At 46.8% G+C, this 21,206-nt stretch carries 17 protein-coding genes and 2 pseudogenes; all 19 read left to right on the forward strand.

Annotated features, from left to right (window positions below; translation table 11 throughout):
* Positions 1 to 169: 169 nt before the first annotated feature.
* The 19 genes and pseudogenes from HMPREF1548_RS27960 (at position 170) to HMPREF1548_RS28040 (ending at position 21,096) form a co-directional block, all read left to right on the forward strand.
* Positions 170 to 619, forward strand: a complete 450-nt coding sequence (locus HMPREF1548_RS27960; RefSeq protein WP_035324368.1) for a PTS sugar transporter subunit IIA — start codon at positions 170 to 172, stop codon at positions 617 to 619.
* 35 nt (positions 620 to 654) lie between these two features.
* Complete coding sequence (locus tag HMPREF1548_RS27965) at positions 655 to 945, forward strand: PTS sugar transporter subunit IIB (RefSeq protein WP_021640251.1); 291 nt, start codon at positions 655 to 657, stop codon at positions 943 to 945.
* Between the two features lie 25 nt (positions 946 to 970).
* Positions 971 to 2,242, forward strand: a complete 1,272-nt coding sequence (gene ulaA, locus HMPREF1548_RS27970) for a PTS ascorbate transporter subunit IIC (RefSeq protein WP_021640252.1) — start codon at positions 971 to 973, stop codon at positions 2,240 to 2,242.
* Between the two features lie 436 nt (positions 2,243 to 2,678).
* Positions 2,679 to 2,945 carry a sporulation transcriptional regulator SpoIIID gene (spoIIID, locus tag HMPREF1548_RS27975; RefSeq protein WP_021640255.1) on the forward strand — a complete coding sequence of 89 codons (267 nt, stop codon included), beginning with the start codon at positions 2,679 to 2,681 and terminating at the stop codon, positions 2,943 to 2,945.
* A gap of 100 nt (positions 2,946 to 3,045) precedes the next feature.
* On the forward strand, positions 3,046 to 4,386 hold the full coding sequence (locus HMPREF1548_RS27980; RefSeq protein WP_081745165.1) for an MATE family efflux transporter: 1,341 nt from the start codon (positions 3,046 to 3,048) through the stop codon (positions 4,384 to 4,386).
* Between the two features lie 24 nt (positions 4,387 to 4,410).
* A complete protein-coding gene (locus HMPREF1548_RS29745) occupies positions 4,411 to 4,587 on the forward strand; it encodes a hypothetical protein (RefSeq protein ID WP_157065745.1) in 177 nt (58 codons plus the stop codon).
* Positions 4,588 to 4,673: 86 nt separating this feature from the next.
* On the forward strand, positions 4,674 to 6,215 hold the full coding sequence (guaA, locus tag HMPREF1548_RS27985; RefSeq protein WP_025487533.1) for a glutamine-hydrolyzing GMP synthase: 1,542 nt from the start codon (positions 4,674 to 4,676) through the stop codon (positions 6,213 to 6,215).
* Between the two features lie 850 nt (positions 6,216 to 7,065).
* The gene (locus tag HMPREF1548_RS27995) at positions 7,066 to 7,563 is read left to right on the forward strand and encodes an HAD family hydrolase (RefSeq protein ID WP_035324369.1); all 498 of its coding nucleotides are present in this window, start codon (positions 7,066 to 7,068) and stop codon (positions 7,561 to 7,563) included.
* A gap of 583 nt (positions 7,564 to 8,146) precedes the next feature.
* Complete coding sequence (locus HMPREF1548_RS28000; protein WP_035324370.1) at positions 8,147 to 8,983, forward strand: zinc ribbon domain-containing protein; 837 nt, start codon at positions 8,147 to 8,149, stop codon at positions 8,981 to 8,983.
* Positions 8,980 to 9,045 (forward strand): annotated as a pseudogene (locus tag HMPREF1548_RS30755) (zinc-ribbon domain-containing protein); the annotation flags it as partial. The gene HMPREF1548_RS28000 and the pseudogene HMPREF1548_RS30755, both read left to right, overlap by 4 nt.
* Before the next feature lie 198 nt (positions 9,046 to 9,243).
* Positions 9,244 to 10,233 (forward strand): tetratricopeptide repeat protein, encoded by a 990-nt coding sequence (locus tag HMPREF1548_RS28005; protein ID WP_286138225.1) that lies wholly within the window; start codon positions 9,244 to 9,246, stop codon positions 10,231 to 10,233.
* A 247-nt stretch (positions 10,234 to 10,480) separates the two neighbouring features.
* A pseudogene (locus tag HMPREF1548_RS31005) lies at positions 10,481 to 10,675 on the forward strand (zinc-ribbon domain-containing protein); the annotation flags it as partial.
* Positions 10,676 to 10,741: 66 nt separating this feature from the next.
* Positions 10,742 to 11,251: a hypothetical protein gene (locus tag HMPREF1548_RS28010; RefSeq protein ID WP_276945924.1), complete on the forward strand. Its 510-nt coding sequence runs from the start codon at positions 10,742 to 10,744 to the stop codon at positions 11,249 to 11,251.
* A 78-nt stretch (positions 11,252 to 11,329) separates the two neighbouring features.
* Complete coding sequence (locus HMPREF1548_RS28015) at positions 11,330 to 12,448, forward strand: uroporphyrinogen decarboxylase family protein (RefSeq protein WP_021640265.1); 1,119 nt, start codon at positions 11,330 to 11,332, stop codon at positions 12,446 to 12,448.
* A 315-nt stretch (positions 12,449 to 12,763) separates the two neighbouring features.
* The gene (locus HMPREF1548_RS28020; RefSeq protein ID WP_035324371.1) at positions 12,764 to 14,392 is read left to right on the forward strand and encodes an extracellular solute-binding protein; all 1,629 of its coding nucleotides are present in this window, start codon (positions 12,764 to 12,766) and stop codon (positions 14,390 to 14,392) included.
* An 87-nt stretch (positions 14,393 to 14,479) separates the two neighbouring features.
* A complete protein-coding gene (locus HMPREF1548_RS28025) occupies positions 14,480 to 15,454 on the forward strand; it encodes an ABC transporter permease (RefSeq protein WP_102290109.1) in 975 nt (324 codons plus the stop codon).
* A gap of 115 nt (positions 15,455 to 15,569) precedes the next feature.
* On the forward strand, positions 15,570 to 16,481 hold the full coding sequence (locus HMPREF1548_RS28030) for a carbohydrate ABC transporter permease (RefSeq protein ID WP_051358506.1): 912 nt from the start codon (positions 15,570 to 15,572) through the stop codon (positions 16,479 to 16,481).
* Positions 16,482 to 16,537: 56 nt separating this feature from the next.
* A complete protein-coding gene (locus tag HMPREF1548_RS28035) occupies positions 16,538 to 18,667 on the forward strand; it encodes a family 78 glycoside hydrolase catalytic domain (RefSeq protein WP_021640270.1) in 2,130 nt (709 codons plus the stop codon).
* Positions 18,668 to 18,786: 119 nt separating this feature from the next.
* Positions 18,787 to 21,096: a family 78 glycoside hydrolase catalytic domain gene (locus HMPREF1548_RS28040; protein WP_035324372.1), complete on the forward strand. Its 2,310-nt coding sequence runs from the start codon at positions 18,787 to 18,789 to the stop codon at positions 21,094 to 21,096.
* Positions 21,097 to 21,206 lie beyond the last annotated feature (110 nt).

Below are 21,206 nucleotides of genomic sequence, written 5' to 3' on the forward strand. Positions count from 1 at the left end.
ATTTCAGGTATCCAAACATAAAATTCCAATATAATTTCATTATAAGGGCGGGGAAGGGGAGAGGAAAGGCAAGGTTGTTTCCAAAGAATGTGAAAGAAAATGAACTAGGCATTGACCCTGAGAAATGTTATGCTAAATGCACAAAAAATGATAAAAGGAGGTCGTGTCTTTGGATAAAATACTCAATGAGAGTCATATACGAATCAAAGAAAAAGCGGCTGACTGGGAGGAGGCTGTGCGTAAGGCAGGGGCGGTTCTGGTGGAGGAAGGAAGCATCAGGCCCGCTTATGTGGAAAAGATGATTCAGTCTGTAAAGGAGCTGGGGCCTTATATCGTGATAATGCCCGGCTTTGCGCTGGCCCATGCAGCACCGTGTGAAGATGTGGTAAAAAGCGACATGGCGTTGATTACACTGGATACTCCGGTTGAGTTTGGCTCACCCAATGACCCGGTGTCCGTGCTCCTGTGCCTGGGATGTACGGACAGTACCTCACATCTGGACACTCTGTCCAGGGTCGCTGAAACACTGCTTGCGGAGGAGCGGATCGATATGATTGCCAAAGCGGACAGTGTGGAAGAGGTGGTCCGGATAATGGCCGGAAAGGAAATGCCTGCCTGAATCAGGCAGAGATTAAAGAGAAGGAGGTAAAATGGATGGGCACAGTAAGAATTCAGACAGTGTGCGGCTTCGGATGCGGTTCTTCCCTTTTCCTGAAAATGAAAATTGAAGAAATCCTGAAGGAAAATAAGCTGGATGCGGAGGTATTCTGCGGAGATGTCGGCACATGCACTTCAACGCCCTGCGACGTGATTTTTACATCGGAGGAGCTTGCCGGACGTGTCCAGGAACGCAGTAAGGTTCCGGTAGTGACGATCGGCAGCTTCGTAAATAAGAAGGAAGTAACGCAGAAAACGCTGGAATACTTTGAAAGTTTGGAAAAATAGTGTTTCATAGGAGGGAGAGGGATTTATGGTTGTATTGAATTTTATCATTAATGAGATCTTCGGTCAGGGTGCTATTTTCCTGGCATTAATCGCTATGATTGGTCTTTTGCTGCAAAAGAAGCAGTTCAGCGAGGTGGTCCGCGGCACGATGATGACCGCAATCGGCTTCTTCGTTCTGTCCCAGGGCACCGGGATTATCACAGGCAATTCCATTGACGGCCTGGCGGCGGCTTTTAATACCATGATGCCTGCAGCCAACGGCAAGCCAGACATTGATATGTCCGTGTACGGCACACAGATCGGTATCGTAATGCTGATTGCATTCGCATTTAACCTGTTGTTTGCCCGCTTTACAAAATGGAAATCCGTATTCCTGACAGGACATATGCTGTATTGGTTCCCCTATGTATTTATTGCTGCGGGTGTTGACGCAGGGCTGACAGGCGGCAAGCTGATCGGTCTGGCCACCATTTTTACGGCAGCTTATATGGTAATATCCCCGAACCTGATGCGTCCGCTGGTTAAGGAAGTGACCGGGGACGACAGCTTCACCATCGGACACCCCACCACCGTGCTTTCCCTGATTTCCGGTTATCTGGGCAAGGTCATCGGCAACAAGGAGAAATCCACGGAGGATATCAAGTTCCCCAAGAGTCTTGGCTTCCTGCGTGAGGTATCCATTACAGGATCTATCGTTATCTGTATTACATACATTGCAATGTTCTTTATTTTGAAAGCAAACGGCCTGGTTCCCGGTGAAGTCTGGGGCTATGCAGGCGGAAAGACCGGTATATTCACCTTTATTTTCACAAAGGCGATTTACTTCGGCGTGGGCGTTACCATCATGCTTCTCGGCGTCCGTATGCTGATTGCGGAAATCGTTCCCGCCTTCAAGGGAATTGCAGAAAAGGTGGTTCCGGGAGCTATCCCGGCGCTGGACTGCCCTGTTATTTTCAACTGTGCACCCAATGCGCTGATTATCGGCTTCATCGTAGCCATGATTACATCAACAATTACAATCATCCTCACCGCAGGAATGTTCCCTACGGTTATCATTCCGCTGACCTTTACCTGCTTCTTTGAAATCGGCTGCGCGTCCATCATCGGCAACGCCACCGGCGGTATCAGGGGCTGTATTGTAGGCGCGGCTCTCAGCGGCATTATTATGGTATTCCTGGTAGGCTTCGGTTCCTATTTCTTCGGAAATACCATCAACAACTGGATGCTCGTTTACGGCGGCCAGGACTTCTCGCTGTGGGGCATCGTGGAAGGGGCTATTGCAAGACTGCTCCATTAACTGCAGGTTTTCGTTATTTATGAAGGGTAATGGAAAATAGAGGCAGTTTAGGATGACATAATAAAAAGAAAACCCTCTGCATCTGCGGGACGCCGGAATTTATCCGGCGGCGGATGCAGGGGGTTTTTAGAGTGAAGAGAGTCTGGCGGGGGTGGGACGAAGCAGTTTGAAAGGGTTCCGGTTTGGAGCAAAATCAGCATAAAGGAGCTTCGTTCAAGAAGAGAACATTTATATTTTTTCCTGAAATATGCTTCGGAATACGCAGAACGCACAGGAGATACTGTGCGGCCCTTCGGGAAGAAAACGTGGGAAGGTGCATTCGAAGAATGGGACAGACAGTGAACGGAAAACAGTTTTGATTTTATCCCCGGAAAAGTTGACATACAGGTTTCTATCCCCGCATACATTGTAAAAACAAGTTTTCCGGGGGAATTCCGTGAAAGATTATATCGAGGAGCGAGCAATCGATATTGCCAACTATATTATTGACTACAATGCCACTGTACGACAGACTGCAAAACAGTTCGGCATCAGCAAGTCAACCGTACATAAGGATGTTACGGAACGCCTGTCTCAGATTAATCCTGTATTAGCCAAGGAAGCCAGGAAAGTATTAGATGTAAATAAGTCGGAGCGCCACATCAGGGGCGGTCTTGCGACCAGAGAAAAGTATTTACATCAGTCACAAAACGGAATAAAATAAATAAGTAATTACTGTGTAAAGATAAGCTGATTGTAAAGAAACTGAAAAGCTAAAAATTATGCAGAGTACAAAAGAAAAATATAAGGGCAGGAAAACTCAAATGTTATATTCAAACAAGGACCTGAAAAAACTGATCATCCCCCTGGTCATCGAACAGACGCTGGCAATAGCTGTCGGCATGGCGGACACCATCATGATATCCGTTGTCGGGGAGGCGGCCGTATCAGGGGTATCCCTGGTGGATACGGTGAACATCCTGCTGATTAATGTTTTTTCAGCGCTTGCTACAGGCGGCGCGGTGGTGGCCGGACATTTTCTGGGGCAGAAGCATCCGGAAGAGGCGAGCAAGGCGGCCTGGCAGATCATCATGTTCGCCACCACGCTGGCGCTGGCCATATCCATTATTTTTATCGGTTTTCATGACAAGCTGCTGCGCCTGATGTTCGGCAAAATCGAGCCGGAGGTTATGCAGTCTGCCAAAACCTACCTTATTATTACGGCGCTTTCTTTTTCCGGGCTGGCGATTTATAATTCCTGCGCGGCAATATTCCGCTCCATGAATAACGCCAAGGTTACCATGTGGATTTCCCTGCTTATCAACGCGATCAACATCACCGGCAATGCGATATGTATTTTCGGACTGAAATGGGGTGTTGCGGGAGCTGCGATTCCCACCACGGTGTCCCGTTTCGTGGGGGCTATCGTAATTTTCTGCATGATGTTTAATCCGAAGCGGGAGATCAATTTCTGCGGACAGGTCAGATTCCGTTTTAACGGGGATTTAATTAAGAAGATACTCTACATTGCAATACCCAACGGTATGGAAAACAGCATGTTTCAGCTGGGCAAAATTCTGGTGCTGAGCGTTGTGGCCACAATGGGGACCTCAGCCATCGCGGCAAATGCCGTGTCAAATACACTGGCCTCCTGGAATATCCTTGCAGGCGGCGCAATCAACCTTGCGCTGGTTTCGGTTTCCGCCGTGTGCGTGGGTGCGGGCGAATACAAACAGGCAAGATATTATACGAAAAAACTGATGAAGATAGCCATCGGCATCACTGCTGTGATTTCAGTTCTGATGTTTTTCGGAATGCCGCTGCTGATTAAAATGTACAACCTGGGGCCTGAAGCTGCAAAGATGGCCATAGAGGTGGTGCGCTTCCATAATATTATGGTAATTCTTTTCTGGGTGCCGTCCTTTACTCTGCCAAATACATTGCGTTCTGCTGGGGATGTCATCTGGACCATGGCAGTCGCTATCCTCTCTATGTGGGTGTTCCGCGTAGGCGCCTCCTACCTGTTTACTTATGAGTTCAATCTGGGACTTCTGGGCGTCTGGGCGGCTATGGTGGTGGACTGGATTTTCCGTGCGATCTGCTACACATGCAGGTACAGAGGACATAAATGGGAAATGGCGATGCACAGGCAGCGGGAGCAGTAGGAATACTACAGGTGGAAATGCCAGGTGAGAAATGCTAGGTGGAAAATGCCAGATGCAGCAGGATACAGGGGCCCAAAGCAGACTCTTCCATGGCCGGATTGTGGAAAATCAGCAATAAAACCGGAAAAATACGGACAAATTCGGAAAGAAAAGGTTTTGACAAACAGGCAGGGATTATTTTATAATGAAATGTATTTTTAATGGATACAATATTTACTGAAAAAAGTTGCCTGTGATTTTACCCGTAATATGCGGTCGTGCCGCCCTGCGGCAGAATGGAGGAAAAAATGGAAAGAGAAATGGTTATTGTCCTGGACTTCGGCGGGCAGTACAATCAGCTGATTGCCAGAAGAGTCAGGGAATGCAATGTGTACTGCGAGGTTCACCCCCATACGATGAGTCTTGAGGAAATCCGGAAAATGAATCCCAAAGGCATTATTTTTACGGGCGGCCCCAACAGTGTATATGGCGACGATTCTCCTTCCTGTGATAAAGGTATTTTTGAACTGGGAATTCCGGTGCTGGGCATCTGCTACGGCGCGCAGCTGATGAACCACCTGCTTGGCGGCAAGGTTTCCACAGCGCCTGTGCGGGAATATGGCAAGACGGAGGTACATTTTGACACCACTGGAAAAATGTTCACCAACGTTTCCGGGACTTCCGTCTGCTGGATGAGCCATACAGATTATATATCCCAGCCAGCCCCCGGATTTGAAATAAAGGCCTTCACGCCGGTCTGCCCTGTGGCAGCAGCTGAGAACGTGGAAAAAGGCCTGTATTGTGTGCAGTTCCATCCTGAGGTAATGCATACCCAGGAAGGAAAGAAAATGCTGGCGAATTTCCTGTTTGATATCTGTGGCTGCGCGGGAGACTGGAAGATGGACTCCTTTGTGGAGACAAGCATTCAGGCGCTGCGTGAAAGGATCGGAAACGGCAAGGTGCTGTGCGCACTTTCCGGCGGCGTGGATTCCTCCGTGGCTGCCGTGTTGCTGTCAAAAGCTGTGGGGAAACAGCTTACCTGTGTTTTTGTGGATCACGGCCTGCTTCGCAAAAATGAAGGGGACGAGGTGGAAGAGGTATTCGGACCCAATGGCCCTTATGATTTGAATTTTATCCGTGTGAACGCGCAGAAGCGTTTTTATGAAAAGCTTGCCGGCGCTGTGGAGCCGGAAGATAAAAGAAAGATAATCGGCGAGGAATTCATCCGCGTGTTTGAAGAAGAGGCGCAGAAAATCGGCGCTGTGGATTTCCTGGTACAGGGAACCATTTATCCGGATGTGATTGAAAGCGGCCTGGGCAAATCCGCCGTGATCAAGAGCCACCATAATGTGGGCGGCCTGCCGGATTATGTGGATTTCAAGGAAATCGTGGAGCCGCTCCGTCTGCTCTTTAAGGATGAGGTGCGTGCGGCCGGCCGTGAGCTTGGCATTCCTGAAAAGCTGATCAGCCGTCAGCCCTTCCCCGGCCCGGGACTTGCTATCCGGATTATCGGAGAGGTGACGGAGGATAAGGTTCGGATGCTGCAGGATGCGGATGCGATTTACCGGGAAGAGATTGCAAAGGCTGATATTCCCAATAAGCCGGACCAGTACTTCGCAGCGCTTACCAATATGCGCTCCGTTGGGGTTATGGGGGATGAGCGCACTTATGATTATGCAGTCGCTCTGCGCGCCGTGACCACTACCGATTTCATGACCGCGGAATTCGCCGAGCTTCCCTGGGAGCTGATTGGGAGGGTGAGCAGCAGGATTGTGAATGAGGTGAAGAATGTGAACCGGGTGCTTTATGATTGTACGGGGAAGCCGCCGGCGACGATTGAATTCGAATGATGAAATGGGTTATAAAAGCCTGGTGTTTATGCGGATTTCAAGTAAATTTGTTTAAGAGTTGGCAACGATTTGGCAACATTCACGACATCACGCACTGAATAATTTCATCAAATGGTATAAGAAGACCTTGCTGATTTTCAGATATGGAAACTGAATATCGGCAAGGTCTTTTTTATGCTTTCTTCTTTTTCTATTTTTCCTTTTCTTCTTTCTCGACTTTCTGTAATTTTTCCATAAGCATATCACTGACCGCCTGTGAGGGAACTTTCGCCCAATGCCCTGATGTGTCCAGTTCCGGGTACTTGTACCGCCACTGGTCGTTTTCCTCTTTGGTAATCTCGCCCTGTTCCAGTTTGGCGGCTTGATCCTGCCATGCGTGGAACATATCGAATATGGACGTATAAGTGGAATAGTCGGACTTGTCAAGTCGCAGGCAGATTTCCCGTCAATCTCTCCGATTTTCAGCCCGTTCATATCTTATAAAGCGAAAAGCGTGTGCATAAGCCCGATATAGCTGTCTGTCTCCGGCACAGTGATTGCGTGGCAGAATGAATTGATGGCGTACCGGGACGAGAAAGACAAGCCCTATTCAGCGGATTATTTAAGGACGATAAAGGGACGGTATTAGATCTTGCACATACGGCGGTTATGGATATTGTGGGGTGTGGCGATTGATATGCCCTATATTTTATGATGTGAAATAGAAGGTATGAGTGGTATAATCAAAACGTTAATCTTATTGGGCTGTTTCCTTATTGGCGGCGGTCTGGAAAATAGCGAAAGAAAATGACCATAAATTAGTGTGGGTTAAATCTATCGGGATTTGATGAAAATAGATGAGGACATGAAAATGAAGGCTGTTTTATTTGATGTTTATGGAACGCTGATTTCTACGGGAATGGGATCGATTAATGCTGTGAAAAGCATTCTATCGAGAAAACATTCTGAAATTGAACCTGAAGCATTCTATGCTGAATGGAAGCAACTGCACAAAAAAAGGATGCGCCAAACTCTCTTTTTGACCGAGATAGAAATTTTTATGAAAGACTTGGCAGAGTTGTATTCAGTTTATGGAATAGCAGGGGATTATAAGGAAGATGTCAAAATTATGTTGGAGAGCCTTTATAACCGCACTGTTTATCCAGAGGTGCCCGAAGCGATTAACAGATTATCAAAAGAATATGAGGTTATCATTGCCTCAAATACTGACACAGAACCACTTCTTCAAAATTTTGATTATAACGGGCTTGTTTTCGGAAAAATCTACACTTCGGAGGGCTTAATGGTATATAAACCAAATCCGAAATTCTATCTAACAATCCTGAACGAGTGCGGCTATTCTCCGTAGGAAGTGCTCTATGTCGGTGATTCCTGTGAAGAGGATATTATCGCTCCATCTCAACTTGGAATTAAGACCGCATTGGTTGACAGAAAGAAGTCCGGGAATGAGTACGGTCAGACTTTTTCGATAAACGACATAAGCCAGCTTTGCCCAATATTAGGCTGTTAAATCAGCAATTTATGGAGGTTAAAGAATGAGCGATAATTGGAGCAAGCGATTTTTTAGTAGTAATTGTATTATCAATTCTCATAATTTGTGGTTTACCTTTAGGGGAGTTTTGGTAGCAGTTTTGCCAAAGGCTGAACTGTTACAAGATATTCTGCATGGATTATTTTGGATATTCTGTGTGAATTGACATTATTCGACTAAAGTGATAGATTATACACATAAATAGTAAAAAAGTGATCGAAAGATTGCGATGAAAACCTATAGTGCCTGTAAAATACAACCAGCCGCAAACCTTCTTACGCTACTGATTATGTGGCGCTTTTTTATTTACAGGAAATTACCTGTGAATCAGAAGACTGTGGGAATCGATTTGAGAGGCTGTGGCTACCGGCGGAATAGCAAAAGAGGGGAGAAAGAGTCAATGAATTGTAAATTTTGTGGAGCGGAAGTGGAGGAAGGGGCAAAGTTCTGCCCGAATTGCGGGAAAAATCTGGAAGAGGCATCTGAAAAGAAAAAGTGCCCCCAATGTGGAGCAGAGTTGGAAAAGGATGCTAAATTTTGTCTGAAATGTGGATGCAGTTTGGAGAAAAAAGCTGCGCCTAAGGGCAATAAGAAGCTGATAATCGGCATAATAGTATTGGCGGTTGTAGTATGCGTTGGAGCAGGAATTGGCCTGGTGGCCCACCAAAAAGCTGTTGAGAAGGCGGCATATGAGCAGAGATTAGCAGAGGAACGTGCGGCAGAAGAGGCACGTAAGGAGCTTATAAAGATATATGAGCAGAAAGCCATTGAGTTAAATGATGCGATCAATGGGACTAAGAACAATTTCAATTTGCTCAGTACAATGTATGATACTTCCACAGATCTTAATACAGGATTGTTGGGACCTGATTTTTTTACCGAGTATGTGCAAGGATTATGCGCTTCTGAAATCACTACTGAAAAAGAGCGGAAAAGAGATATAGATAAAATATACACGGAGCTTCAGGACATTGGTTGTGAGGAAGAAGAGGTTCAGGAGCTGAAGGCGGCAATTGAAGATTATTACTTCGCATATTGCGACAGATATGATTTTCTGGTAGAGGGCAACTTCTCTGTGGCTAATTTTAAGTCAAAGGAAGAAAACAGTTCGAAAAACTTCAGCAGTAAAAGCTCGGAAGTTCAAAGTATTCTTTCACATATTTTTGTGGAAGGGGCAACAGAAGCAAATGAGAGTGATGAGGGGAATGAAAGCAAGGAGGCGGGAACAGATTTATGATATGCCCAAAATGTAATAAGGAAATATCAGAGGAAAGTACCTTCTGTTCCGAATGTGGATACCGTATAAAAGAGGGCAAGGAAGCTGAGGTCTCCACAAGAGAATCCGGGAAAAAGGTTTCACGTAAGGCTCTTATTATAATTGCAGGAATTGTTTGTGTTATAGTAATAGTTGCGGTGGCTGTTGCCGTAAACTCCACGCCTTCGTCAAAATACAAGAAAGCGGAAGCTGCATTTGCCAATGGTAATTACGAGAGGGCAATGAAATATTATTCGGCGGCCGGTGATTATGAGGATTCCGAGGAAAAACTGGCGGAAGCGACGATTGCCAATCATTATGCAAATGGAGTAAAGCTGTACGATAATGCACAGTACGATGAGGCAATGGAAGAGTTTGGGAACGCGGAGGGATACAACGATTCTGCGGAAATGATACGGAAATGTAATTACGCAAGAGCCGGCGTTTATCTGGAAGCCGGGGAAAGCCTGCTTGCTGCTGAAGGGTATAAAGCGGCAAGAGGGTATGAGGATTCCAATGAAAAAATCCTGGAAATTGGGCGTGAATTTGTCAAAAATAAGGATTATGAAACAGCCATGACGGTATTTGCGTATATAAAAGGAGGGAAAGAAGATACATATGCCCAATATGCGCAGGGGATGATTAGTTTAGAAGACAAGAAATATGCTGAAGCGGCAGCGTTTTTTAAGAAATCTGGTTCGTTACTAGATGCAGATGAGCGATATATTGAAGCTGTTTATGGAAATGCCAAGTCGCTTATGGAAGAAAAAGAATATGAACAAGCCGCCGGGCTGTTTGCTGAGATATCAGATTATCAGGATTCTGCTGATATGTCTAATGCCTGCGTATTTCTTAATGCAAAGACCGAAATGGATGCAGGAAACCTTCATCACGCAGGAAAAATTCTGGATAAACTTCCCGAAAATTATTCTTATAATGGGGTTAGCGTGCAGGATTTAGTGAATAAGCTGGAGAATAATAAGAAATGGGTCGATATATGCGGCTCCTGGAGTTCAACCTCTGGTTTGGCTGAAACAAACTGCAAAGCGAGAAATTATTATTATGATGGAGGATCTTGGACCATTGATATTGAGAAAGGGGATTATCATCTGGATATACGATGTATATTAAATGATGATGGCTCAATTAATATTTGCGGTAACGGAGCAATTGTCACCTTTAGCAATTGGTCTACAATACAGATTGGATTAGAATATAATTTACATAGATAAATTACCTTTAATAAAAAAGTTAGTCCTTCCGAATTTGGTTCCTCTATAGCAATTGATGATTATACTACAATAACAGTTACTGAAAACGGTATTAATCTTAAATATAAGGAAATCGATAATAATACTTCCATAAATTTTACTTATACGTATACTACAAAAGTAACCTTTGGAAGATTAGTAACGGAATACTGACAATTGAAGAAGTGTGGGCGTATATCCGGAGGATATTAATGGAGGGAATGTACATATGATTTGTAAAAAATGCGGTGCACAGATTGATGATAAATCCGTTTTTTGTATTCATTGCGGTACAAAGGTTGAAGCTGAAAAGCCTTTGAAAGCAGAGGATTCAGCCAATCAGGGTATTTCGGCGGAGGCTCTGAAATGTCGGAAATGCGGAAATTCGCTTCCCGCCGGTACAAAATTTTGTCCCAACTGCGGAACGAAAACAGAAGCTTTAAAAAAACAGGGGCTGATTGGCATAATATGCGGCTGTGTGGCGTTGGTTTTGGTTGTTACAGTAATTATGGTCATTAATATAAATGCAAGGAAGTCTCCTATAGAGGGTGTGTCAAAAAAGATATATGCGCAGGGCATGCAGTATCTGGAGGATATGAATGCAGAGGCCGTTAAGGAAGAGGTCGCTGAGTTCATTGCAGACAATCCCGATGTTAAAATGAATGAAATAGCAGGCAGGCTGACTGATATTTCTTTTAAGCTTGATTTGGGAAAAAGGCCTACGGACAGTGAGCTTGCATTTAATGAAGCTGTGAATAAGATATGGGAGGTAACCTGTGTGTGCCATGCACAGGAGGCACTTTTGGAAACGATTACAAAGGACAGGGATTCTGATTCTGTGCAAATAGCCTCATTAATTTATAAAGACATTATATCTGAACAGAAAGATAAACTTCAGGATGCTGTTGATGCATTGGAGTCGGCAGAAGATTTAGAGGATCTAAATTCGGTATGTGAAAAAGCGGATACAATTTTTACTGATTCCAAGAATGATAAGTAAACAGATACTTAAGGGCGAAAACAGCTTATTAAATTTACTAAAGTATAATTGAAACTGGCAGATAAGCGGAGGGGAACAATGACAAACAGAGAACGCGCCATGAACATTTTGCACTACAAGCCGGCGGATCGTATGCCTGCCGTGCATTTCGGGTATTGGGAGGAACTGCTTGCGGAGTGGGCGGATCAGAAAAAAATTCCCAAAGAACTGGCTGAACACAACTATGACGGAAGTGAAAAGGACAGGGAGCTGGATAAGCTGATCGGCTGGGATTTCAACTGGTCAACCCAGGTGGGAATGCAGAAGGGGCTTTATCCGGAATTTGAATTTAAAGTATTGGAGGAGCTTCCGGACGGCTCACAGCGGGTTCAGAACAGTGTCGGGCTGATTGAACGGATTAAGCCGGGCATCGCTTCCATTCCTTCAGAGGATGATTACCAGCTGAAGGACAGGGAGGCCTTTGAAACGCTTTATAAGCCCAAAATGCAGTATATGCCTGAGCGTATTGATTTTGAGTTTTACAAGCATTTTAATGAGACAAGGCTGCAGGACAGGCCGGTGGGGCTTTCAATCGGAAGCGTGCTGGGAGATATCCGCAATATGACCTCCGTTGTGGGCATGAGCTACCTTATTTATGATGAGGATGAAGAACTGTTTGCAGATATTGTGGATACCTATGCGGAAATGCAGTATAAATGTGTGGAGGCTGTCCTGGAAACAGGTGCAAAATTCGATTATGCCCATTTTTGGGAGGATATCTGCTTTAAAAACGGTCCTCTTCTTTCCCCGGTACTTTTTCAGGAGCTTTGCGCAAAGCATTATAAAAAGAGGACGGATCTCTGCCATAAATACGGAATTGATATTATTTCCCTGGACTGTGACGGCGTGGTGGAGAGCCTGCTTCCTACCTGGTTTGAAAATGGTGTTAACACAATGTTTCCCATTGAAGTGGGCGTTTGGGGAGACCAGTTTGAAAAGGCACGTAATAAGTTCGGAAATGGTATGCTTGGCGTAGGGGGAATGGATAAAACAGCGCTGCGCAAGGATAAAGCGGCGGTGGATGCCGAGATCGAAAGAATGAAGCGACTGGCCAGCCTGGGCGGTTTTATCCCCTGCCCGGACCACAGGCTGATGCCCGGAACCAAGTTTGAACTGGTTCAGTATTATGCAGAAGAAATTAAAAAAATAAAAATCTGATCTGTTTATTATTAAGCCGCGGCGCAAAATGCCGCGGCTTATATTATTTGTGTGCCCGGTGGGCACACGTTGTAAAGATGATGACTGCGTCCATTCTCCGCCGCCAGGGTGCAATATTCTTATACATAGACTGAAATATTGTACGCTCAGCACTCTTATAATCCTGGAAACCCCGTATTTACAGGCTTTGCGGCCCGCACAATAATATGCAGGAAGAAAAGGTTAATGTTCTTGTTTGTATATAAAAGTATTCCTATAATGAACTTTGCAAACACAAACTTGCAAACAAGCAAATGTATAGGAGGAAACAGGGCTATGAAGAAAAAAATGTTGGCAGTATTGCTTACCGCTGCGATGATGGCATCTTTGGCATCCGGCTGCGGCAAGAGCGCACAGGAAACTGCGGAACCGGCAGCATCCTCTGCGGCGGCAGAATCAACGGCACCGGCAGCATCCGGGGACGAAGAGACAACAGCAGGGGAAACGGATCAGATAACATTCCCGCTTGCTGAAACGAAGAATTTTTCCATGCTGTGTGTTATTAATGGAGATACACCCATGGATGAGGTGGACGCCTTTAAGTATCTGAACGAACAGAGCAACATTACCTTTGAGGTAAACAGTGTTCCTCAGGAGGATGCAGCGGAAAAAGAAGGACTGATTCTTTCCGCAGGAGATTATCCAGACGTTTTCATTTTTTCCAGTCTGTCAAAAAATGACATTGATAAGTACGGGGCGGAAGGAGTATTCGTTCCCCTGGAGGATTATATAAGAACCTATGCGCCCACTCTGACGAGCCTGCTGGATGAAAGAGAGCTGTGGCCTTACATAACGGCGCCGGACGGACATGTATATGAAATTCCCGCGCTGAACACGGGAGCGGAGCTTGAGGCCGGGTTCCATATCTGGCTGAATTATCAGTGGCTGGATAATCTGGGATTATCCGAACCTAAGAATCTGGATGAATTCCATGATGTCCTTACCGCATTTAAGGAACAGGATGCCAATGGAAACGGCGATCCCGGTGATGAAATTCCTCTTTCCGTACCGGATGGGATGTCTTATCTGAAGAATTACCTTCCTTATTTCGGATATAATCTGGATTCCGAAACATGGTGTGCAAACCAGGATGGAAATCTTGTATATATCCCTATCGATGAAGGATATAAAGAATTTTTAAGATATTTTACGAAGCTGTATAACGAAGGACTTCTTGATCCTGCCAGCTTTACCCAGAATTATGACCAGATTGCAGCAATGGGAAGCTCAGGTGATGTGTTAGGCTGTTTCAGCGCGCTTGCTTCCTTCCAGTTCGCAGGCCGTGATCAGGATGAGGAATATCAGACGCTTACTCCTTTTGAAGGACAGGTTTATCCCCAGTCCACAGGTATTATGCATGGCAGTATGATGATTACCGACGCATGTGAGGATCCTGCAACTCTGGTTGCCTGGGCGGATCAGCTCTTTACCCAGGAGGGCGGCATGCTGTATTGGTTAGGTGTGGAAGGAAATTCCTATGTAAATAATGACGACGGAACCTGGTCCTGGAATATCGGCGGCCCTATCGGCGATGATATTGCAACGGTACGTGAAAAGGGAACTTTGAAATACCAGACCGCATTCCCCGGCATCCAGCCTGATTACTGGTTTACAGGAATCACGGATCCCGACGAATCCTATCTGATTACACAGCGTTCCAAGATGCTGGATTACGGTGAGGTTACGCTTCCTGCCATGACCTACAGTGCAGAAGAAACGGAGACAATTGCATCCCTGAAGGCAGATCTTGACAGCTACATTAACCAGTATGGCGCACAGGTTATTACAGGAGCGCTTGACCTGGATGAGAGCTGGGACAATTATGTTTCCACTATGAATACAATGGGTGCATCTGAGCTGTTTGAAATTTATAAAAATGCATTTAATGCGGCAGAAGGCAAATAGTTAACCTGATAAATAAAAGGAAGATCGCTTTGCAGGGTCTTCCTTTTATTCCTACGGAATTGAAGTGCATGGAAGGGGATGCGAAACGTGAATAAATTACCTGTCGCAGGCGTGAAAATAAAAAAGGAAAAGCGCAGCCAGCTGGTAAAGCCTCTGCATCTGAGGCTGGCTGAGGATGTCAGAAAAAACTGGATTCTGTACCTGATGATTCTTCCGGTGCTCCTGTTTTTTATCATTTTTGCCTATACCCCTATGAGCGGGGTAATTCTGGCATTTAAGGACTTTAAAGTGAAGCTGGGCATATTTGGAAGTCCATGGGTGGGACTGAAATATTTTGAACGGTTTTTTGGAAGCTACAATTTTGGACTGCTGTTGAAAAATACAATTGGAATCAGCCTCTATTCCCTGGTGATAGGTTTTCCCATTCCGATTATTTTCGCATTGCTTTTGAACTATCTGAGGCTGAAGCATCTGAAAAAAACACTTCAAATGGTTTCCTATGCGCCTTATTTCATATCCACAGTGGTTATCTGCGGTATGATCGCTATTTTCATGGATAAGGATACGGGGATCCTGAATCAGATGATTATGGCGCTGGGGGGAAAATCGCAGGATTTTCTGAGCAAGCCACAGTATTTTAAAAGCATATATGTGTGGAGCGGGGTATGGCAAAGTATGGGGTACAGCTCTATTATTTATATATCGGCTTTGTCGGGCGTTGACCCTGCCCTGCATGAGGCGGCGATTATGGACGGCGCCACAAAAGTGCAGAGAATCATACATATTGATCTTCCCAGCATTAAATCCACTATTATTATGCTTTTTATTTTACAGATGGGATCTTTGATGAATGTGGGATTTGAAAAGGTCTTTCTGCTGCAGAACGATCTGAATATGAGCGCTTCGGATGTTATCAATACCTATGTATACAGGGTTGGTCTGGTTCAGAACAATTACAGCTATTCAACAGCGGTAGGTTTGTTTAATTCCGTGATTAATATGGCGCTGGTCATCCTGGCCAATCAGGTATCCAAAAAACTTGCCAATGAGAGTCTGTGGTAAAGGAACGGTTTTGGAGTGCCTTTCAAATATTGAGTAAGTGCCCGCAGGGGCGGGCAGGGAGAAACTGATTGAAACAGTATCGCAGGCAGGCCTGCGATATGCAGGAGGTAAAGGTGTGAATAAAATAAAAAGAACTGGAAGAAGATTTTTGGATCCTGACAAAGTGTTTGACCTCGTTAATTTGCTCATTATGCTGGTTCTGCTGGTGATTTTTGTGTGGCCGCTCTGGTTCGTCCTGATTGCGTCAATCAGCGATCCTTCCCAGGTCTGGCAGGGGCATGTCATCCTTTTTCCCAAAGGCATTACGCTGGATGCTTATGAAGAGGTAATCAAGTATAAGACAATCTGGACAGGATACAGGAATACCATTATTTATACTGTATTGGGAACTGCTATAAACATGGTGCTTACTGTATGCGGCGCATATCCTCTGTCGCGGAAGGATTTTGTGCCGCGGAAATTTTTCATGATTATTTTTATGATTACCATGTATTTCAGCGGCGGGCTGATCCCTACCTATCTGGTGGTGAACAGGCTGCATCTGATTGATACTGTCTGGGCAATGGTGATTCCCAATGCGGTATCCGTATTTAATATTATCATAACGCGTACATATTTTATCAACAGTATTCCGGATGAGCTTCTGGAGGCGGCGCAGCTGGACGGGGCGAATACGGCCCAATATCTGTTTAAGGTGGTTCTTCCGCTGTCCAAGCCCATATTGGCGGTTATTACGCTGTTCTATGCGGTGGGGCACTGGAATGATTTCTATTCCGCGCTTATTTACATAAATTCACAGCAGCTGCTGCCTCTTCAGTCCATACTGAGAAAACTGCTGCTTTCCACACAGATGACACTGCAGATCACCAGCTCGATGAGCCCGGATGAAATCATGCGGAAAACGCAGCTGGCGCAGACGCTTAAATACAGCTCTATTATCGTTTCAACGGTTCCGGTGTTATGTCTTTATCCTTTAGTACAGAAGCATTTTGTCAAAGGGATTATGATCGGATCCGTGAAGGGATAGGAGCGGCATACAACAGTTCAGGCATTTGAACTGTTACGGCAGCCTGGAGGTATGGTATGAAAAACTGGCATTGGATACAAGGGGACAACGAATGTGAATCCCCGCTTTTCAGGAGAAGCTTTTCCCTGAGGGAGCTTCCGGCATCGGCAAAGCTTGAGATTTGCGGACTGGGATATTTTCTGCTGTATGTTAACGGAAGGAGGGCCTGCGATCAGGAATTTGTTCCTGCATTAACCAATTATTCTTCTGTGCTCGGATGCGATACTACGTATCCGGTGTGGGAGGAACGCTCCCGTTACCGTTGTCTGTATCTGACCGTCGATTTGCTTCCTTTCCTGAAAACCGGGGAAAATGTCCTTGGCATACAGCTTGGCAACGGCTGGTACCATCAGACAAAAAGAGTGGATGAGGGGAAATTCATATTTGGGTTCCCGAAGTTAAGATATGAGCTGCACATGCTTACCAGCGAGGGGGAAGAGGTTGTAATCGAAAGTGATCCGAAGACACTGTGGAAGCCGGGAGAGGTGACGGAAAACAATTTATTTTACGGAGAAACACAGGATCTGAGGCTGCTGCAGGAGGATTGGTGCATGGAATCTGCCGATGTCGCCGGATGGAAGCCGGCACGGCCGGTTCATGCGCCGGAGACCATCCTTGAGGAGCAGAAGTGTCCCGCAGACAGGGTGCTGCGCCGGATTCAGCCGGTATTACTGGAGGATAAGTGCGGCAGGAAATTGTATGACTGCCGGGAAAATATAGCAGGCTGGGCCGAAATACGCTGTCTGGGAAAAACGGGAGAACAGGTTTCCGTCAGGTACAGTGAAGAGCTTACGGATGATGGCTGCCTGGATTTCCGGTCAGCGGGCGGGGAAAGGCAGATACAGAAGGACAGTTATATTTGTAATGGCTCCCCGGTGACGGTACGGCCTAAATTCTGCTGGCACGGGTTCCGGTATTTTGAGGTGGAAGGAGCAGGAGAGGCAGTTTCTGTGTCAGTGGTGGGGACGCAGGCGCCGGCTGTGTCGTCCTTCCGATGCTCCAATCCTGTTTTAAACTGGCTGTATGATGCATACATCAGGACGCAAAGCGCCAATTTCCACAATTGTATCCCTTCGGACTGCCCGCACAGGGAAAAACTGGGATATACGGGAGACGGACAGCTGACATCGGAGACGGCGATGCTGACAATGGATACCAGGCGGCTTTATGAAAAATGGTATCAGGATATATTGGACAGCCAGGGGGCCGATACAGGGCATATTCCCCATACCGCACCCTTTATGGGGGGCGGAGGAGGGCCCGGGGGCTGGGGCTGCGCCGTTTATGTTGTGCCTATGGATTACTGGCGAGTCTTTGGGGATTCCGCTTTGCTGGAAAAAGGCTATCCGGCAATCTTCCGCTGGCTGGAGTACATGGAATCCCGCTGTGAAAAAGGCCTTGTCGTCAGGGAAGAGGAAGGCGGCTGGTGCCTGGGAGAGTGGTGTGCGCCGGAAGCGGAACCGGAAAAGCTGCCGGAAGCATTTGTGAATACCTGTTTTTATATTCAGGGCCTGCAGGCGCTGGGACAGATTACGCAGATTCTCCATAAGGAGGAGCCGGAATGGGTAAAGGACAGGATTCTGACGGCAAAGAAGGCGGTTATGGATACCTTTTTTGACGCAAATACAGGAGATTTCTGCGGCGGAACGGGGGCAGCCAATGCATTTGCCCTGAATGTGGGCCTTGGAACCGCGGGAACGAAGAAAAATCTTGTGGACAGGTACAGAAAGCTGGGAAGGCTGGATACGGGAATTTTCGGAACGCCTGTTTTACTGGAATGGCTTTTTAAAGAAGGAGAAGCGGATTTGGCCTTCCGGCTTCTGACCAATGATAACGAGGTATCGTTTGCGAATATGATGCGCAGCGGCGCCACCACCTTATGGGAAAAATGGGACGGCGCAGATTCCCATAACCATCCGATGTTCGGGAACGTAGTGAAGCTTTTGTTTACGGAGGTTCTTGGAATCCGACAGAAGGAAGGAACCTGCGGGTTTGCGGAATATTATGTGATGCCTGCGGATATCAAAGGGCTTGATTGGGCACAGGGAACAATGCGGACTGCGGCCGGGCTGATTTCCGTCAAGTGGAATCGGGATGAGGACGGGAGGATGCAGGTAGAGAGTTGGGAGGCGGGCAGCGAGAAATAGTATTTCTCACGCCCGGAATTGAAAGTGTGCCTGTGGCACACAGACGGGAGCAGGTGAGAAAAAAGTTTCTCACCCCCTGAATTAAGAGTGTGCCCATGGCACACAGACGGGAGGGGATTATGAATTTTCCATGTCAGTTCATCAGTGCCGGGGAAGACTTCGCTGATTTTAATCATCAGGTGCCGGCACCCTATATAAGAAAAGAATTCATGCTTAGGGACATCCCGGAATCGGCGGAGCTGCTGATCACAGGGCTGGGATTTTACCGTGTGTTCATTAACGGTACGGAGCTTACCAAATGTATTCTTGCCCCATATATCAGTAATCCGGATGATATCATTTATTATGACCGCTATGACGCCCTGCCGTACTTAACCGAGGGAAGCAATGTAATCGGGATAATACTTGGCAACGGCATGCAGAATGCCTATGGCGGTTTCGTATGGGTTTTTGACAAGGCCCGGTGGAGAGGCGCGCCTATGACGGCCCTGCGTTTGGATATCCTGCTAAATGACGGAGCTCACATTATAGTGGAAAGCGACACCACCTTCCGCACCCATCCCTCGCCTTTGCTGGAGGATGAGCTTCGGTGCGGAGAATGCTATGATGCAAGACTTGGCATCGATAACTGGTGCTCCCCGGCTTGTTCCTCTGTTGAGGATGGGCCAGCTTCTGCCTTCCGGGAAGAAGATTGGAAGCCGGTGATAAGGGTGACGCCGCCGCGTGGGGAAATGAGATTGTGCAAGGCATCACCGATCAAAGTCTATGAGCGCCGGAGGGCCGTTTCCATAATCCCTTATGGGGACGGGTATCTTTATGACTTCGGCGTGGATGCCGCCGGGATATGTGAACTGAGAATTATGGGAACGCCGGGACAGGAAATACGGATATCCTATGCAGAGTGGTACCATGACGGGATTCTGGAGAAGAAAAACCTGATGTTCCCGGAATACGATTTTCCCTATACCGACAGGGTGCAGGACAGCTGCTATATATGCCGCGGGGGCGGGGAGGAGACCTACATGCCCTCCTTCACATATTATGGATTCCGTTATGCATACGTGAGAGGGATTAAGGAAGAACAAGCCGTTCCGGAGCTTCTGACGTATCATATCTGCGGAGGGGCGTTTGAGGAAAACGGCAGCTTTTCCTGCTCCGATGAAACCGCCAATCAGCTGCAGGCCATGACAAGAAGAGCGACTCTTTCCAATTTTTTGTGGTTTCCCACGGACTGTCCGCATCGGGAAAAGAACGGCTGGACCGGGGATGCGGCGCTTTCAGCGGAGCATATGCTGTTGAACCTTTCCGTAGAGGACTCCCTGCGTGAGTGGCTGCGTAATGTGGAAGCTGCGCAGGCTCCTGACGGCGGGCTGCCCGGTATTGTCCCCACAGGGGGCTGGGGCTTTGGAAACGGACCTGCATGGGATCAGGTTATTGTGGAAATCCCCTTCTGCCTGTTTAAGCTGCGGGGAGATTTGGATACGGCAAGGGAAGCCGCACCCTACATTTTCAGGTATCTGTTTTTCCTTTCCGGCAGCAGAAACAAAAGAGGACTGGTAGATACGGGCCTGGGCGACTGGTGTGAGACGGGAAAGAGCGGAGGCGGCCATAAGGCGCCTATAGAGGTAACGGATACTGCCATAAGCGTACATTTGCTGGAGGAAGCGGGGCTGCTTTTCCGAAAGCTGGGCATGGAGTCAGAGGCCCGTTATGCCAGGAAGCTTAGGGAAGATCTGAAAAAAGCATTCCGGAAATATCTGATTGATTTTTCCACGATGACAGTAGCGGGAAGCTGTGAAGCCTCACAGTCCATGGCAATATATTACGGTCTGTTTAAAAAGCCGGAAAGGCCGGCGGCCTTTAAGCGGCTGTTGGAAATCATTCATCAAAACGGTGATCATATGAACGCGGGTGCTTTGGGAATGAGAGTCCTTTTCCATGTCCTGTCCGAGTACGGCCAGGCGGATCTGGCGTATGAAATGATTACGAGAAAGGATTATCCCTCCTATGGAAACTGGATTGCCAGAGGGGCAACCTCTCTTTGGGAGGATTTCCTGCCGCCGGAAGCGGATGCCCATTCCAGGAACCACCATTTCTTTGGGGATATAAGCAGCTGGTTTATTCAGGCGGTTGCAGGAATCGTTCCCAATCCATATATGGAGGATGCGGATTACTGTCTGGTGAAGCCTCATTTTATCAGGGCGCTTGCTTATGCGCAAGGCTCCTGTCGGCTGCCTTCGGGTTGGATTTCAGCACACTGGTCCCGGCTTGAGGACTGCAGGGAAGGGGAGGAGGTTATCAGACTGGAAATTACAGTGGAAAATGGACAAAGAGGCAGGATCCTTTTGCCTGCAGGATGGGAATTTGAGGATGGATTTTGTGAAAAGCCAATGAAAACGGGGACATATTTGTGCATCAGCCGGCTGTAACGGGCCGTCTTCCTGCCGCTTTACAAAAATGGAAAGCGGGGCATATAATCACATTATGCTTAAGAGCACGGCCGGAAATAAAAGCGGGATAACCGGATGCGTCTATAGGA

The organism is Clostridium sp. KLE 1755 (assembly GCF_000466465.2).
GTDB classification, from domain to species: domain Bacteria; phylum Bacillota; class Clostridia; order Lachnospirales; family Lachnospiraceae; genus Eisenbergiella; species Eisenbergiella porci.

Coding starts and splice junctions, on each gene's coding strand:
- HMPREF1548_RS27965 (WP_021640251.1), top strand. CDS start 655: ATGGGCACAGTAAGAATTCAGACAGTGTGCGGCTTCGGATGCGGTTCT.
- ulaA (WP_021640252.1), top strand. CDS start 971: ATGGTTGTATTGAATTTTATCATTAATGAGATCTTCGGTCAGGGTGCT.
- HMPREF1548_RS27980 (WP_081745165.1), top strand. CDS start 3,046: ATGTTATATTCAAACAAGGACCTGAAAAAACTGATCATCCCCCTGGTC.
- guaA (WP_025487533.1), top strand. CDS start 4,674: ATGGAAAGAGAAATGGTTATTGTCCTGGACTTCGGCGGGCAGTACAAT.
- HMPREF1548_RS27995 (WP_035324369.1), top strand. CDS start 7,066: ATGAAGGCTGTTTTATTTGATGTTTATGGAACGCTGATTTCTACGGGA.
- HMPREF1548_RS28000 (WP_035324370.1), top strand. CDS start 8,147: ATGAATTGTAAATTTTGTGGAGCGGAAGTGGAGGAAGGGGCAAAGTTC.
- HMPREF1548_RS28005 (WP_286138225.1), top strand. CDS start 9,244: ATGAAATATTATTCGGCGGCCGGTGATTATGAGGATTCCGAGGAAAAA.
- HMPREF1548_RS28015 (WP_021640265.1), top strand. CDS start 11,330: ATGACAAACAGAGAACGCGCCATGAACATTTTGCACTACAAGCCGGCG.
- HMPREF1548_RS28020 (WP_035324371.1), top strand. CDS start 12,764: ATGAAGAAAAAAATGTTGGCAGTATTGCTTACCGCTGCGATGATGGCA.
- HMPREF1548_RS28035 (WP_021640270.1), top strand. CDS start 16,538: ATGAAAAACTGGCATTGGATACAAGGGGACAACGAATGTGAATCCCCG.
- HMPREF1548_RS28040 (WP_035324372.1), top strand. CDS start 18,787: ATGAATTTTCCATGTCAGTTCATCAGTGCCGGGGAAGACTTCGCTGAT.